At 72.1% G+C, this 15320-nt stretch carries 16 protein-coding genes; 11 read left to right on the plus strand and 5 right to left on the minus strand.

The window, feature by feature from the left end:
* Positions 1-32 precede the first annotated feature (32 nt).
* From HKK74_RS01060 to rimP, 3 genes are read right to left on the minus strand one after another with little or no spacing between them, the layout of a single operon-like run.
* Complete coding sequence (locus tag HKK74_RS01060; RefSeq protein WP_312881153.1) at positions 33-452, minus strand: YlxR family protein; 420 nt, start codon at positions 450-452, stop codon at positions 33-35.
* On the minus strand, positions 346-1464 hold the full coding sequence (gene nusA / locus HKK74_RS01065) for a transcription termination factor NusA (protein WP_246491137.1): 1119 nt from the start codon (positions 1462-1464) through the stop codon (positions 346-348). The genes HKK74_RS01060 and nusA overlap by 107 nt, the downstream gene beginning before the upstream one ends.
* 25 nt (positions 1465-1489) lie before the next feature.
* Positions 1490-2026, minus strand: coding sequence for a ribosome maturation factor RimP (gene rimP / locus HKK74_RS01070; RefSeq protein WP_187241013.1), 537 nt, complete (start codon positions 2024-2026; stop codon positions 1490-1492).
* Positions 2027-2311: 285 nt separating this feature from the next.
* Here rimP and HKK74_RS01075 point away from each other — a divergent pair, with 285 nt between their 5' ends.
* The 8 genes from HKK74_RS01075 to HKK74_RS01110 all read left to right on the plus strand — a co-directional run bounded on the left by HKK74_RS01075 (position 2312) and on the right by HKK74_RS01110 (position 9934).
* A complete protein-coding gene (locus HKK74_RS01075) occupies positions 2312-2821 on the plus strand; it encodes a hypothetical protein (RefSeq protein WP_187241014.1) in 510 nt (169 codons plus the stop codon).
* A complete protein-coding gene (locus HKK74_RS01080; RefSeq protein WP_187241015.1) occupies positions 2818-3300 on the plus strand; it encodes a ferritin-like domain-containing protein in 483 nt (160 codons plus the stop codon). The genes HKK74_RS01075 and HKK74_RS01080 overlap by 4 nt, the downstream gene beginning before the upstream one ends.
* A 254-nt stretch (positions 3301-3554) precedes the next feature.
* A complete protein-coding gene (locus HKK74_RS01085) occupies positions 3555-4715 on the plus strand; it encodes a lysylphosphatidylglycerol synthase transmembrane domain-containing protein (RefSeq protein WP_187241016.1) in 1161 nt (386 codons plus the stop codon).
* 59 nt (positions 4716-4774) lie between these two features.
* A complete protein-coding gene (locus tag HKK74_RS01090; RefSeq protein ID WP_187241017.1) occupies positions 4775-5827 on the plus strand; it encodes an MFS transporter in 1053 nt (350 codons plus the stop codon).
* Positions 5799-5981, plus strand: a complete 183-nt coding sequence (locus HKK74_RS01095) for a hypothetical protein (protein ID WP_187241018.1) — start codon at positions 5799-5801, stop codon at positions 5979-5981. The genes HKK74_RS01090 and HKK74_RS01095 overlap by 29 nt, the downstream gene beginning before the upstream one ends.
* A gap of 115 nt (positions 5982-6096) precedes the next feature.
* Positions 6097-7164: an LLM class flavin-dependent oxidoreductase gene (locus HKK74_RS01100; protein ID WP_187241019.1), complete on the plus strand. Its 1068-nt coding sequence runs from the start codon at positions 6097-6099 to the stop codon at positions 7162-7164.
* A complete protein-coding gene (locus HKK74_RS01105) occupies positions 7161-8255 on the plus strand; it encodes a phenylacetate--CoA ligase family protein (protein WP_187241020.1) in 1095 nt (364 codons plus the stop codon). Before HKK74_RS01100 ends, HKK74_RS01105 begins: the two co-directional genes overlap by 4 nt.
* A 95-nt stretch (positions 8256-8350) precedes the next feature.
* Positions 8351-9934, plus strand: coding sequence for an AMP-binding protein (locus HKK74_RS01110; protein WP_187241021.1), 1584 nt, complete (start codon positions 8351-8353; stop codon positions 9932-9934).
* 17 nt (positions 9935-9951) lie between these two features.
* Here the strand turns inward: HKK74_RS01110 and HKK74_RS01115 are convergent, their stop codons facing one another.
* Positions 9952-10389, minus strand: coding sequence for a Zn-ribbon domain-containing OB-fold protein (locus HKK74_RS01115; RefSeq protein WP_187241022.1), 438 nt, complete (start codon positions 10387-10389; stop codon positions 9952-9954).
* A gap of 16 nt (positions 10390-10405) precedes the next feature.
* The gene (locus HKK74_RS01120) at positions 10406-11572 is read right to left on the minus strand and encodes a thiolase C-terminal domain-containing protein (protein WP_187241023.1); all 1167 of its coding nucleotides are present in this window, start codon (positions 11570-11572) and stop codon (positions 10406-10408) included.
* A 306-nt stretch (positions 11573-11878) separates the two neighbouring features.
* Between HKK74_RS01120 and HKK74_RS01125 the strand changes: the two genes are divergently transcribed.
* From HKK74_RS01125 to HKK74_RS01135, 3 genes are all read left to right on the plus strand, one after another.
* Positions 11879-12481: a flavin reductase family protein gene (locus HKK74_RS01125; RefSeq protein ID WP_187241024.1), complete on the plus strand. Its 603-nt coding sequence runs from the start codon at positions 11879-11881 to the stop codon at positions 12479-12481.
* Positions 12474-13658 (plus strand): acyl-CoA dehydrogenase family protein, encoded by a 1185-nt coding sequence (locus tag HKK74_RS01130; protein WP_187241025.1) that lies wholly within the window; start codon positions 12474-12476, stop codon positions 13656-13658. The genes HKK74_RS01125 and HKK74_RS01130 overlap by 8 nt, the downstream gene beginning before the upstream one ends.
* A gap of 137 nt (positions 13659-13795) precedes the next feature.
* On the plus strand, positions 13796-15319 hold the full coding sequence (locus HKK74_RS01135; protein WP_222721731.1) for a hypothetical protein: 1524 nt from the start codon (positions 13796-13798) through the stop codon (positions 15317-15319).
* The last annotated feature ends 1 nt before the right edge of the window (position 15320 follow it).

Below are 15320 nucleotides of genomic sequence, written 5' to 3' on the forward strand. Positions count from 1 at the left end.
GAGCGCTCATAGCAATCTCGACCTGCTTCCGACTAGACGTCGCTTCCATTTCCAGCCTTCCTGCCCACGCACCCGGCGGGCGGCGCCTCGAGGTGTTCCCGCAGCGCTTTCGCGTCGAGCGGCCCCGGCAGGCGAAACGCCCGCGGGAACGCCCGACGACGCTCTGCGAGATCGAGACAGCCCAGGTCAGGATGCAGCGAAGCACCCCGCCCCGGGAGTCGCCCCTGAGGATCGGGGACGATGTCGCCCCCGACCGCCACCAGGCGCAGCAGGTCGGACTTGGCCGTGCGGACCCGGCAGCCCACGCAAGTACGCAGTGGGACCGCATGACCACCGTGCACGAGTCTACCGCGCCGAAGCGTCCGCGGGTCCGGTCGCGTGCTCCCCAGGCGCAGCGGTACCCACGCCTTGTTGATCTTGATGTTGATCTCGGTTCCCGAGTTCCTGGTCACCGGCCCGACGGTCCCCCGGCGCCGCTGGCCGGGCCTCCTGCTCGGGCCTGCCTCCGGCGGCCTCGGTGTCGGGCCGGATGTCGATCCGCCAGCCGGTCAGCCGCGCCGCGAGGCGGGCGTTCTGCCCCTCTTTGCCGATCGCCAGCGAGAGCTGGTAGTCGGGCACGATCACCCGGGCCACGCGCGCCTCGGCGTCGATGACCGCGACGCTGTTCACCCGGGCCGGCGACAGCGCGTTCCCGACGAAGTCCGCGGGCTCCTCGGACCAGTCGACGATGTCGATCTTCTCACCGTGCAACTCGTGCATCACGTTGCGCACTCGACTGCCGAGCGGACCGATGCACGCGCCCTTGGCGTTGACGCCGGGCTTGCGCGACCGTACGGCGATCTTGGTGCGGTGACCCGCCTCGCGGGCGATCGCCGCGATCTCCACGGTGCCGTCCGCGATCTCGGGCACTTCGAGCGCGAACAGCTTGCGGACCAGGTTCGGATGGGTGCGCGACAGGGTCACGGACGGTCCGCGATGTCCCTTGCGCACCTGCACCACATAGGCGCGGAGCCGCTCACCGTGCTCGTAGGATTCGCCGGGCACCTGCTCCTGCGGCGGCAGGATCGCTTCGATCTTGCCGAGGTCGACGAGCACGTTCCGCGGATCCTTGCCCTGCTGAATGACGCCCGCGACGATGTCACCCTCACGGCCGGCGTACTCGCCGAACGTGAGTTCGTCCTCGGCGTCGCGCAACCGCTGCAGGATCACCTGCTTGGCGGTCGTCGCCGCGATTCGCCCGAAACCGCTCGGGGTGTCGTCGTATTCCCGCAGCGGGTTGCCCTCTTCGTCGGTCTCCGCCGCCCAGACCGTCACATGGCCGCTCTTGCGGTCGAGCTCGACCCGCGCCCTGGTCGCCGCACCCTCGGTGCGGTGATAGGCGATGAGCAGTGCGTCTTCGATCGCCTTGACAACCAGCTCGAGCGAGATGTCCTTTTCACTCTCGAGGCTGCGCAGCGCAGTCATATCGATGTCCACGAGGCTTTCCCCCTTAGTCCTCGTCAGCCGCGCCGTCGCGGCGGAACTCCACCTGCACCCGGCCACGGCCCAATTCGTCGAGGCCCAGCCTGCGCTGGTCGCCCGCGACGTCGATGACGACCGCCTCGTCGTCCGCGGTCACCACCCTGCCCTCGATCTCGCCGCCCGCGACGAGCGGTGCGCGGACCAACCGCCCTGCGGCCCGCCGCCAGTGTCGCGGCTCAAGGAGCGGCCGATCGACTCCGGGCGAGGTGACCTCGAGCACGTACGGTGCCGAGCCCATCGCGTCGCTTTCGTCCAATGCCGCCGACACCGCTTGGCTGACCGCCGCCACATCGTCGAGGCTCACACCCCTGTCCGCGTCGATCACCAGGCGCACAAGCCGCCGGCGGCCCGCCGGCTCGACCCTGAGTTCCTCCAGGTCGACGCCGACCGTGCCGATGATGGGGGCGAGCAGCCGCGCCAGCCGCTGACCGGCCTCGTCGCGCGAGGACGCTCCTGTGGCATCACGGTCCCTTCGAGCGCGCCCACGCTGGGATCCGACGCTCATGGGACCTCCTCTTGTGAAGCCCTGGATGGGGCGATGGGTTCAGATTTTTCACTGTCCGGCCGCTTTGCTGCGCCCGTCGGCTCCTCAAGACTATCGACAGCTGGACTCAGCAGCGCTCTTTCGGTCGGGTCACCGGCGCGTTGACGATCTGTAGGCTCGCGGGCGCGCGTCGGCGGCGATCAGGCCGGGGCGCTTGTGGGATGCTTGTGCCGTCCCTGGCGCGCGGGACGCCCGCCCGCAGCCGCGCGGGGATCGAGCCACCGCACGACGTGTGAGGAGACACGCTTGTCTCGAACGGGGATGGACAGGCGCGCGTTGCTGCACGGAGCCGGCGCCCTCAGCCTGCCGCTCATTCTCGGCGGCTGTTCGAAGGAACGGCTCCGGGAGCTGAAGCCCCATCCCGACGTGGCCGTCCTCGCCACGGCGATCGCCGCCGAGGAGCATCTGATCGCCCTCTATGAGGCGGTCAAGGCCACCCACGCCCAACTGGGGCGGCGGCTCGATCCGCCCCTCGCCCACCATCGCGATCACCTGTCGGCGCTGCGCCGGCACTACCGGGGCGGCACGGCGTCGAAGAGCCCGGGCGGCCCGCCGTCCGTGGCCCCGCCGGCGGCCCGGTCGGCCCCGCCGGGCGAGCCGACGCAGGCGCTCGCCACGCTGAGGTTCGCCGAGCGGCAGGCCGCCGCAGCCCGGGTACGTGACGTCGAGCACGTCCAGCCCGGGTTCGCCCAGCTGCTGGCCAGTATCGGCGCGTGCGAGGCGGGCCACGCCATGGCGCTGTCGAGGGCGCAGTGAGCGGCGCGAACGAGCCCGGCACCGGCGGCACGGCCACCGCAGCCGACACCGTCGCCGCCCTGCAGGCGGCGCTTGCCGCCGAACACGCCGCGGTCTACGGCTACGGGGTGCTCGGCGCGCGGCTGCGAGGCGCCCAGCAGCAGACCGCGCGTGACATCTGGGACGCCCACCGGGCCAGACGCGACCGGCTGAGCGCCTTCATCACCGCACAGAAGGCCGCGCCGGTGGCCGCCGCGCCGGCCTACCGCCTGCCGATCCGGCCGACCGCCGCCGCCGGCGCCGCACAGCTCGCCGCGGCGCTCGAGGACCATGTCCTCGCCGCCTATCTGGGGCTCGCCGGTGTCGCCGATCCGAAGGTACGGCGGTTCGCCGCGCAGGGGATGCAGGAAGCGATCAACCGGTCCGTGCGCTGGCGCGGGTCCGCGCCCGCCACGGCGTTTCCCGGCCTGTCCAAGTCGGCGGTCTCGCCCGCGACCTGATCCGCCCGACCTGATCCGCGGCCCGGGACGCGATCCGGCGTCCTCCGCGCCCGCGCCGGTCGCCCTACGGCCGCCCACCACCGCGTGGGCGTGGCCATCAGCGAGAATCCGCAGCTCATCGCGTCGGCGCGCCGCAGATTTTACTTTCTCGTGGCCAGTCGCAAGCTTATACTTTTATTACCTTTTGCCGGAATTGTCAGGTTGACAGCCTTGTTGAACCGGCAAGCACGTACGGGAGACCGGAAGGAGATGCGGTGGTCGAGACGGTGGCGTTCGGGTCCGCCGGCGCACGGCTTCCCTCGGCGGCGGAATCCGCGCCGGGCCCGGTCGGCGGCGCGCGGCGGTCGCGCGTGCGGACCTGGCCGGTCCTGCTCGCCCTGTTGGCCGCCGTCGCCGGCACGCTCGTGCTGCTCCGCGACGCCCTGCCCGACCCCGGCGCCATCTGGGCCCTGGCGGCGGGGGCCGATCCCCGCTGGCTCACCCTTGTGATCATCGCGGAGCTGCTGTCGATGGGCGCCTTCGCCCGGCTCCAGCGCAGGTTGCTGCGCACGGGAGGCGTACGGATCTCGCTGCGACGGGCGTTCGCGGTGACGTACGCGGGGAACGCCCTCTCGACGACACTGCCCGCGGGCACCGCGGTGAGCGTGCTCTACGCGTTCCGGCAGTTCCGCCGGGGCGGAGCGTCCGCGCCGGTCGCGACCGCAGTGATCTTGCTCGGCGGCGTGATCACCACGAGCGCGTACACCCTCGTCGGCCTCACCGCCCTGCTCGGCGAGCCCCGAGCACGCGTACCGACCTTGATCGCGCTGGCCGTCGCGGCCTTCCTCGCGATCCTGCCATGGCGCAGCACCAGGGTCCGGCGCGCGCTTCACGATCTCGCCCGGCGCCGGCTCCACACCGTCTTCGCCCACGGGCGGGTCGCGCCGGTCTTCCACTCGCTGCGCCAGGCGCGCGACCTCATGCGGCTGAGCCGCCGGGACTGGTGCGTGGTGGGTACCCTCGCCGTCCTCAACTGGGCATTCGAGATCCTCGCGCTCGTCGCCGCCACCCGGGCGCTGGGCCTCGAACTGGCGCCGCACCACATCATGTTCGCCTACTTCGCCGCGCAGGCGGCGGGCAGCCTGATGCCCATGCTGCCGGGCGGGTTCGGCGCGATGGAGGCCGGTCTCATCGCCACCCTCGTCGGGTTCGGGGCGACCGCGGCACCCGCCGGCGCGGCCGTGACCGTGTACCGCCTGGTGTCGCTGTGGGCCGTCGTCGCAGTCGGCTGGCTCGCGCTCGTCGCGCTGCGCGCCTCGGACCGGGCCGACCGGGCCGTACGACCGGGCCCGCGGATCAGCCTGCGACCGGCCCTGGCCGGGGTCGTCTCACGCGACCGCGCCCTCATTGCGGTGGCCCCCCAGCCGTCGCGGTGACGCCTTCGCACTCAATGGGCTTGACCTTGACGCTAACGTCAAGCTCCTAGCGTCGCGGCATGACTACGCACGGGACCCGACCGGCTCCGACGGGCACGGGGGCGACGAACAGTTCGCGCTCGCCCCTGCCGCTGTGGCTGCCGGCGCTCTTCCTCCTGGCATTCTCCTTCGGCACTGACGACCTGATCATCGCAGGCATCCTCCCGGACATCTCCCAGGACCTGGATGTCTCGGTCGCGATGGGCGGCCAGCTCGTGACCGTGTTCGCGCTGACGTTCGCGCTGGGGGCGCCGGTCGCCGCCTTCCTGACCGCCCGGCTGCCCCGGCGGCAGGTGCTCATCGGGGCGGCTGCCGTCTTCGTCCTCGCCAACCTCGGGGCCGCCCTGGCCCCGACGTACGGCTCGCTGCTGGTGGCCCGGATCATCTCGGGGCTGGCCGCCGCGACCGCCTCCCCCGCCGCCTTCGCCATCGCGGCCACGGCCGCCCCCGAAGGCCGTCAAGGACGGTTCCTCGCGATCGTGGGGGCTGGGCTGACCACCTCGCTGGTGGCCGGGGTGCCGGCCGGCACATGGATCGGCGGAGAACTGGGCTGGCGGGCCACGATGCTCTTTGTCGCCGCCATCGCCCTCGTGGCAGGCCTCGGCCTGCTGCTGACCCTGCCGCCGCTGCCGGGCGGGGAGAGGGCCGGGCTCAAGGACCGCCTAGCGCCGCTACGCCGTCCGGCCACGGCCGCGGCGCTCCTGGCGATGATCCCCAGCGGCGCGGGCGGGATGATGTCCTACGTCTACATCACAGAGATCGTCGGCCGGATCGGCGGCATCCGGGGCTCCGCCGTCGCCCCGCTCATCACCGCCGTGGGTCTGGCCGGGATCGTCGGCGTGTTCGTTGGCGGTCAACTGGTGGACGCGCTGGGCGCCCTCCGCGCGCTGATGCTCCTCCTGTGCGGTGTGCTCGCCGCACCCCTTCTCATGGTCGTGCTGCGCGGAGCGCGACCACAACGGCTACCGGATCTACGACGGCGACGCTGTCCTCCTCGTGCGCGACATCGCCCGCCTCCTGCACGCCGGACTCAGTTCGGAGGACGTGCTGCAGTTCGTCCACTGCCTGGGTAAGGGGAACTCGGAGCCGCCGAAGGACTGCGTGGCCCTGATCCGGACCTTCTCCGAACGCCTCGGTGCGCTCGACGAACGCATCGCCGCTCTGACCGACGTGCGCAGACGCCCCGCAGCCGAGACCAACCGTCTGGCCAAGGTGCTGGAGGGCTGATGGCCGACTCCCTCCGTCGTCACCGCTGGGTGCCTGTCAGATGATCGACTTGTTGCGTGTCCTCGCTGCTGCTACGCTCCCAAGCGAGCGCTTGGTCACGTACCACGGAGGCTTGATGACGTCCCTACGGGTCAGCGTCGGTTACGAACTCGAGGTGCGCGGACGGTCTCGAGACGTCGAGCAGCGATCTTTCGCGAACGTCATGGACCAGGTCGTGCTGGCCGACGAGCTCGGGTACGACACCGCGTGGTTCGTCGAGCACCACTTCACCCGAGGCTTCTCCCACTCGTCGGCACCCGACCTCGTGCTCGCCGGCCTGTCCCAGCGCACCACGCGGATCCACCTGGGCCTCGGTGTGGTGCTGCTGCCGTTCCAGTCGCCGATCCGTACGGCCGAGCGGGTGGCGACGCTCGACGTGATCAGTGGCGGCCGGGTCGAGTTCGGCACCGGCCGCGGCGCCTCGCCGCTCGAGTACCAGGCGTTCCAGCGGCCCTTCGAGCAGTCCCGCAGGATCTGGGAGGACACGCTCGAGGCCGTGCTCGCGATCTGGAACGCGGACGGCGAGCCGGTCACGCGGGAGAACGAGTTCTTCTCGGTTCCGAACGTGGCCGTCTATCCACGGCCGGTGCAGCGGCCGCACCCCCCGGTGTGGGTGGCGTCGACCTCGCTGGACGGTTATCTCGCGGCGGCCAGGAACGGCTACAACCTGCTCGGCATGACGATGCTCAAGGGGCTGGACGACGTCGCCCAGGACATCGCCGAGTACAAGCGATGCCTGGTGGACAACGGCCACGACCCGGACACTCGCCGCGTCGCCCTGATGATCCCATGGTTCGTCGCGCCGACCAGGGACGAGGCGATCCAGGCCGCCGCCGACCCGGTCCTCTGGTACATCCGCCGGCAGGTCAACCTGGTCACGCCGCCCGGCTACTACGACGCCCGGCACGCCACGCACCGGGTGCTCGGGCAGCTCGCCGCCGGCATGCCCCCCGCCGAGGCGATGGACACGCTCCGCGAGCACCACATGGTCGTGGTCGACGACGTCGAGGGCTCGCGCAAGGCGGTCGAGCTGATCCAGGCGGCGGGGGCCACCGACCTGATCCTGCAGGGCCAGGTGGGCGGGCTGGCCCACGATCACGTCTGCGACTCGATGCGGCTGTTCATGCGGGAGGTGGCCAATTGACCTGGGCGACACGAGACTCCTTCGCCGTCACGCCCGGTGCCGCGGCGGGCCTCCTGCTGCTGTCGCCCGAATCCGACGTCGCGACGCCGCTCGGGGCCGACGATCACGTACACGCCCTGGAACTGGCGGCGGCCACCCTCGCGGACGCGGGGCTGGACGGGTCCGACCGCGTCGTGGTGGCGCTGAACAACGACGGTGAGCAGACCGGCGTGGTGCTCGCCCACGCCGCCACGTCGGTCGCGGGCGCCGCCGCGTCGGTCGGTCCGCGCGGCCGCATGCGGTTGCACCGCGCGCTGGAGGCCGTACGCGCGACCGCCCTGATCACCACGCCGACCGGAGCGATGGACCTGCTCGCCCGGCTGCACCTGGAATTCCTCGTCGACCCGCTCGACCTGGACCTGCGGCACGTCATGATCACCGGCGAGATCACCTCGCCGGGCACGCACGAACAGCTGGCGTCGGAGTTCGGCGCCTCGGTGGTGGAGCTGTACACCGACCCTTTCACCGGGGTGCCGGTCGCGCATCGCCGGGCCGGGCAGGCCTGCTTCTCGCCGGTGCGCGAGGGCGTGCTCGGGCTCGCGCCGCTGGACAAGGACACGGTGCTCGACCCGCCCTACCCGGAGGGGTTCGGAGAGATCGTCGTGTGCCCTCGCTGGCATTCGACCCTGCGGGAGGCGACCCTGCGCACCGGTCACGTCGTGCCGCTGTCCGGTGGTGAGGAGGGATTGCCGGCACCCTCGCACACGGTGGGCGAGCACGTGCTCGTCCGCGGCCGCTGGATCTCGGTGCCCAGGATCGCCGGCGCGCTGTCCCGGATCGAGGGCATCAGCCACTGGGAGCTGCGGATCAGTCGCGCCGGCACGCTCGACGCGGCGGCACTGCACGTCACCTTCGACCGCGAGACGCTCGTCGCGAGTCCGATGTGGAGGTCGCGCATCGCGCAGGCGCTGGCCGCCCTCACCCCGGTGACGGTCGAGGTGGTCGTCGACCCCGAGGTCTCGGCCGAGAGGCGGCCCGGGTCGATCAACGATCTGCGCGGCCACCACCTCGCCCGCGACCGGACGGCGGTGGGCGGCCGCCCGGTGCCCTGACCGCCAGGCCGGACGGCGAGAGGGAGAAGAGACACAGGTCGGGAGGTTGGCCCGTGGAGCCACGACCGGTGCCGGAGTGGGGCACGATCCCGCGCATGCTGAGGGACCAGGCCGCCGGCCACGGTGCCGTCGAGGCCGTGGTGGCCGGACCGGTGCGGCTCACCATCGCCGAACTGGCCCGGCGGGCGGGTGAGGCCGCCCGGGGGCTCATCGCGCTCGGGGTGTCCCCCGGCGACCGGGTCGGGATCTGGGCGCCGAACACCCCCGAGTGGGTGATCAGCGCGTACGGCGTGTGGGACGCGGGTGCCGTCGTGGCGCCGTTGTCGACCCGGTTCAAGGGCATCGAGGCCGGCCGGATGCTGCACCGCGTCGGGGCGAGGGTGCTCTTCGTCGCCGAAGGGTTCATGGACACCTCCTTCCTCGGCATGCTGGCCGAGGCGTACGGCGAGCCGGCCGCGGGCCGGCCGTTCGGCGGGCTCCCCGATCTGCGTCACGTGATCACTTTCGGGCGGCCCTCGGTTCCGCCCCGCCCCGGCGTCCTGCCGTGGGCGGACTTCGCCGCGCGCGGTGCAGGCGTGCCCGCGCGGGAGGCCGAGCGGCGTGCGCTCGCCGTGCGCGAGGACGATCTTGCCGAGATCATGGCGACCTCCGGGACGACGGGAGCGCCCAAGGGCGTCATGCTGCCGCACGGTCAGTTGCTGCGCGGCTACTGGGACTGGGCCGAGATCGTCACACTCGGCGAAGAGGACCGCTACCCGATCATCGCGCCGTTCTCGCACGGATTCGGGATCAACGCCGGGCTTCTCGCGTGCGTGCTCAAGCGTGCCACGATGATCCCGGTCGCGCTCTTCGCGCCCGACGAGCTCATGGACCTGATCGAACGCGACCGGATCAGTGTCCTCGCCGGGCCTCCGACGCTCTTCCACCGGATCCTCGACGAGCTCGGAACGGCCGGCCGCGACGTGTCCTCGCTGCGGGTGGCCATCTGCGGCGCCGCGGCCGTGCCTCCCGAGCTGATCCGGCGGCTGCTCGACCGGGTCGGGCTGAAACGGATGATCAACGCGTACGGCCTGATGGAGGGGACGGTCGTCTCGATGACCCGGGCCGAGGACCCGGTGGAGGTCATCGCGGGATCGACCGGGCGGGCGGTGCCCGGCGTCTCCCTGCGGATCGTCGACGACGCCGGACGCGACCTGCCGCACGGCGAACGCGGCGAGATCCTGGTCGGCGGGTACGGCGTCATGCCCGGGTACTGGGACGATCCGGAGAAGACCGCCGAGGTCGTCGACGCCGACGGCTGGCTGCACACCGGCGACATCGGCGTCCTCGACGAGCGGGGCGACCTCGCCGTCGTGGACCGCAAGAAAGAGATGTTCATCGTCGGCGGTTTCAACGCCTACCCCGCCGAGATCGAGGCGCTGCTGCTGCACCATCCGAACGTGGCGCAGGCGGCCGTCATCGGCGTGGCCGACGCCAGGCTCGGCGAGGTCGGCTGGGCCTACGTCGTGCCGCGCCCGGGCGCGGTTCCCGAGCCCGGAGCCGTCCTCGCGTGGGCCCGGGAGAACATGTCCAACTACAAGGTGCCGCGCCGTGTGATCGTCGTTGACGCACTCCCGGCCAATGTCAACGGCAAGGTCGACAAGCCGGCGCTGCGCGCCCGCGCCGCCACGGCCCGCTGAGTTCCGCAGCGTGTTCTTCAGGGGGTTCGCCGGCGCGGTCGCCACTGGACGAGGGTGAAGCCCTCGCCATCGTCCCCGAGCACGTCGGCGAAGACCGCCTCCACCGGCAGCCCGGGCACGAGGTCCGCCACGCCGGCCGCCACGAGGTTGCCGTACATGAAGAGGTCGTCGGCGTCGTCGAGCCGGACCATCAGCACCGCGAAGGGCACCTCGGCGGCCATCGCGGGCATGAACGCGTGGTGGTTCACGATCCAGCTGTAGACCCGGCCGGTGCCCATGGCGGGCACCCACCCGGACTCGCGCGACCGGCAGCGGTTGCAGACGGCGCGGGGTGGGAAGCGCGGCGTGCCGCAGTGGCCGCAGCGCTGGAGCAGCAGTTCGTGCCGTCGCACGGCCTCCCACCAGGGGGCCGAGTCCCGGTCCGGCCATGGCCGCGGACGTGGTGGCGCGCTCATCCCCCGCTCCCCCCGGTCACCGGTCCGCCCGCAGGATGAGGGCGGACGTGCCCGCCAGGACGTATCCCGGCTGTGCCGTGGACAGCGCCACCTCGGCGCCAGGCACCTGGCGATCGCCCGCGGTGCCGCGCAGCTGCGACACCGCCTCGGCGACATGGTTGAGCCCGTGCACGTACCCCTCGGACAGGAACCCGCCATGAGTGTTCACCGGCAGCGTCCCGCCGAGGGCGGTGGCGCCCGAGGCGACGTACGGCCCTCCCTCTCCCTTCGGGCAGAAGCCGTAGTCCTCGAGCTGCACCAGCACGGAGTAGCTGAAGCAGTCGTAGATCTCGGCGACGTCGATGTCCGCCGGCCCGGCTCCGGCCATGGCGTAGAGGCGCGGTGCCACGCGGGCCGCCTCGGAGACGGTGAAGTCGGTCCCGGTGCCGGACAGGAAGCTGTCACCACCGCCCCAGACCGCCCCGGAGATGAGCACCGGCGGGCGGGGCAGGTGCCGGGCCCGCTCGACCGAGGTGACCACCACCGCGCAGGCACCGTCGGTCTCCAGGCAGCAGTCCAGCAGCCGCAACGGCTCCGCGATCCAGCGCGAGGCCAGGTAGTCGTCCAGCGTGATGGGCTCGCGTTTGAGCGCCCTGTCGTTCTTCGCGGCGTTGGCACGCTGGTTCACCGCGATGTGCCCGAACTGCTCGTGGGTCGTGCCGTAGGCGATCATGTGCGCCCGCGCGTACATGGCGAACTGCTGCGAGGGCGCGAGAAGACCGTACGGAGCCTGGTACTGCACGTCGAAGACCGGCGCCGGTCCGCGGCCGGTGCCGCCCATGCGGAACTCCGACCGCGCGTTGACGGCCCGGTAGCAGACCACGGTCGTCGCGATGCCCGCCGCCACCGCCATGGCCGCCTGCCCGACGACCGAGTGGGAGACGCTGCCGCCGCCGAACTGGTCGAGGTACCACGTGACCTCGGGGACGCCGAGGGCCGGGGCGACCACCCAGGGCGGCGTCGAGTCGCCGACACGGTGCGTGGCGAGCGCGTCGACGTCGCCGACGGTGAGCCCCGCGTCGTCGAGCGCCGCGAGGATCGCGTCGACGGCCAGGGTGAGGGTGGACACGCCCGAGTTCGCGCTGAAGGGCGTGTAGCCCACGCCGGCGATGGCGGCCCGGTCTCGCAAGTGCCCTGAACCCACGAGACCCCTCTCCCGCGACCTCTCCGCGACGGCGTGCGGCCCGCTCGTGTCCCGGCGTGGTCGATGATGACGAGCAAGCGCTTGGCCAAGAGACAAGCATCCGGACGCGGAGACTGTCAACGCCCCGGCCGGGCCGGCGGACACCCTCACCGCCGTCGAGCCATCTCGGCCGCGCACCCATCACCCCTTCCCACCAGGCGATAGACCCATCGAGTCGCGTTGGGCGGCGGGCGATCGGCTTGACACCGCGAACCGCACCCGCCTATCGTCCAAGCAAGCGCTTGGCTAAGAGAAGGGATCGGGCCAATGGCCGACGGTGCATTTGCCACCACGGCGCCCGGCTACGACTCGGCCGATCGCCCCTCCGGCCACGGCTCGCGACGCCGGCTGCCCGGGTCGCCCAACGGAGCCCCGGCCGCACCGGTCACCGACATCGACAGCATGCGGTTCCGGTCGATACTCGGCCGGTTCGCCACCGGAGTCGTGGCCATCACCGCCATCGATCCGGCCGATGGCCGGCCGGCCGGGCTGGCCGCCAACTCGTTCACGTCCGTGTCACTCGACCCGCCGCTGGTCGCGTTCTGCGTCGCGCACACGAGCACGACCTGGCCACGGCTACGCCGGGCCGACCGGCAGTGCGTCAACATCCTCAGCCGGCAGCAGCTCGACATCTGCGTCCGGCTGGCGGCGAAGGGCGGCGACAAGTTCGCCGACCTCGAGTGGACGGCCGCACCCGGCGGCAGCCCCGTGCTCAAGGAGGCACTGGCCTGGATCGAGTGCTCCGTCGAGAGCGAGGTCGTCGCCGGTGACCACACGATCATCGTCGCCCGGGTGCACCACCTCGACAAGCACCACGAGGCCGACCCGCTGCTGTTCTACAAGGGCGGGTACGGCCGCTTCGATGGCTGACCCGGCGGGCCGCCCCGGCACCCGCCTCGACCGGTTCCGCGCCGAGGTGCGCGACTGGCTCACGCTGAACCTGAGCGGCGAGTTCGCCAAGGCACGGGGGCTCGGCGGCCCCGGCCTCGAGCACCAGGGGCACGAGGTGCGCCTCGCTTGGGAGCGGCTGCTCGGCGAGGCGGGCTGGACCTGCCTGGGCTGGCCCGTGGAGCACGGCGGGCGCGGCGCCGCCATGGACGAACAGGTCGTCTTCTTCGAGGAGTACGCCCGGGCGGACGCCCCGCAGCGGATGGGGCACATCGGCGAGGGGCTGATCGGACCCACGATCATCGACTTCGGCACCGACGAGCAGAAGCGCCGCTTCCTGCCGCCGATCCGGCGCGGCGAAGAGCTGTGGTGCCAGGGCTATTCCGAACCCGGGGCCGGATCCGATCTGGCCGCCGTCCAGACGCGTGCCGAGCTGGTCGACGACGAATGGGTGGTCCATGGGCAGAAGGTGTGGACCTCGCTCGCGCACGTGGCCGACTGGTGCTTCGTCCTCTGCCGGACCGAACCGGGCTCGCAGCGCCACAAGGGACTGGCCTATCTCCTCGTGCCCATGCGGCAGCCGGGCGTCGAGGTGCGCCCCATCGTCCAGTTGACCGGCACCAGCGAGTTCAACGAGGTCTTCTTCGACGGCGCCCGGACGGCCGCGGGCAACATCCTGGGCGCGCCCGGCGACGGATGGCGGGTCGCGATGGCGACGCTCGGGTACGAACGGGGCGCGTCGACCCTCGGGCAGCAGATCGGCTTCCGCCGGGAACTGGACCGCGTCATGGAACAGGCGCGCGCCGGCGGCGCGGCGGCGGATCCGATCCTGCGGAGCCGGCTGACCCAGGCGTGGATCGAACTGGAGATCATGCGGTTCAACGCGCTGCGGACGATGCGGTCGCCGGCCGACGGCGAACCGGGGCCGGAGGTCTCGATCGCCAAGCTCTTCTGGTCCGAATGGCATCGCAGGCTCGGCGAGCTCGCCGTGGACGTGCGAGGGGCCGAGGGGATGGTGGCGGCGAACGCCGATCCCTACGAGCCGACCGCCGCCCAGCGGCTGCTGCTGTTCAGCCGGGCGGACACGATCTACGCGGGCTCCAGCGAGATCCAGCGCAACATCATCGCCGAACGGACCCTGGGTCTGCCGAGATCGTGATGCCGGGTCCCGCGCGTGCGGCACTCGACCTGCAAGATCCGGGATATCTTGCGCATATGCCAACCGGCGCCGGCCAAGGAGCGTCCAACCCCGCCGGGGACGGTCCATCGGGACCGAAAGATCCGCGGGGGCCACGGGTGGAGGGTGAAGAGGCGGTGCAGACCCCGGAGGAGACGCCGACCGCGCAGGAGAAACCAGCCCCGCCTGGCATCGAGCCCGCGGGCCGCCCGGGGACGATCGAGATGCCACGGCCGAGAAGACCGGCCGCCGACCCGGAGCCGGCCCCGGTCGATCCGGAGCCGGCCCCGGTCGATCCGGAGGCCGCCGCACCGCTTCCCCCCGCCGCACAGCCGGCTGATGAGGTCCCCGAAGAGCCCGAGGCGGGGACGCCCGAACCGCAGGAGGCCCGGACCGGGGAACGACCAACGTCCGAGGAACCCGTTCCCGAAGAGACCGAACCTGACGTTGCCGAGACCGGGGAACTCGGCGATCCCGAGGTGTCCGAGACCGGGGAACCCGATCCTGAGGCGCCCGAGACCGGAGAGCTCGGCGATCCCGAAGTGGCCGAGACCAGGGAACCCGATCCTGAGGCGCCCGAGACCGGAGAGCTCGGCGATCCCGAAGTGGCCGAGACCAGGGAACCCGATCCTGAGGCGCCCGAGACCGGAGAGCTCGGCGATCCCGAGGTGGCCGAGACCGGGGAACTCGGCGATCCCGAGGTACCCGAGACCGGGGAAGCCGATCCTGAGGTGCCTGAGACGGGGGAACCCAAGAGCGAACCCGAGACCGGGGAACCCGATGCCGAGGAGCCGGAGAGCGAGGACCCCGCGCCGGGGGAACCTCGGACCGAGCGGCCCGGCTACGAGCCGCCCGCCCCGGCCGACCAGACCCGGCGGGATCTGCCGCTCCCGCTGATCACTCCCCCGGCCCCACGGCGCTCGCCGGAGCAGAGCGGCTACGAGCAGCCGGACGCACCCGCTCCGCGCGGCGAGCGGCCCGCTCCGCCCCTGCGTGCCGAGTCGCCCGCTCCGCTCCCATCGCCGCCTCCGCTCGCTCCACCCGAACGGCAGCGGCCCGGCTGGCACCGCCACCACTACCCGATCGGGGTCTTCCTGCTCACCTTCGGCCTCACCGGGCTGCTGAGCAGCCTGATCGGCTGGGACGACCGCCGGAGCGACATCGCGGGCTACCTCACCGAGACCGCGGGGCTCGGCACCGGTCTCGCGACCCCTGTGCTCATCCTCGTCAAGACCGTCCAGTTGCTGCTGTTCGTCGCCGTGCTCGGTGGGATGCTGCGTCGCAAGGACGTGTGGCTCCTGCCCGCGTTGGTCGGCTGGATGATCGGATTCGCCGTCTTCTGCGTACTCGACGTGTGGGCCGGATTCATGGGCCGGCTGGTCGAACATCTGGTGTCCCTGCTCGTGCTCACCCTGCTGCTGTTCGTGTCGTACACGCTGAGCGTGAAGGTCCGGATAGGCCGGGCGGCCCCGCCCGCGCCTCCTCAAGCCGGCGAGCCGCCGGCGCGGAACCTCACCCGGACCCAGGAGATGGCGCTCGCGGCACTGAGCCGCTGGCAGCGCGGCACCGGGCAGGACGCGCGGAACGGCCCTGCCCACGCCGGTCCGCCCAACCCCGGTCCGCCTCACTCCGGTCCGTCGTAGG

Source organism: Actinomadura alba, from assembly GCF_014323705.1.
GTDB lineage: Bacteria > Actinomycetota > Actinomycetes > Streptosporangiales > Streptosporangiaceae > Actinomadura_C > Actinomadura_C alba.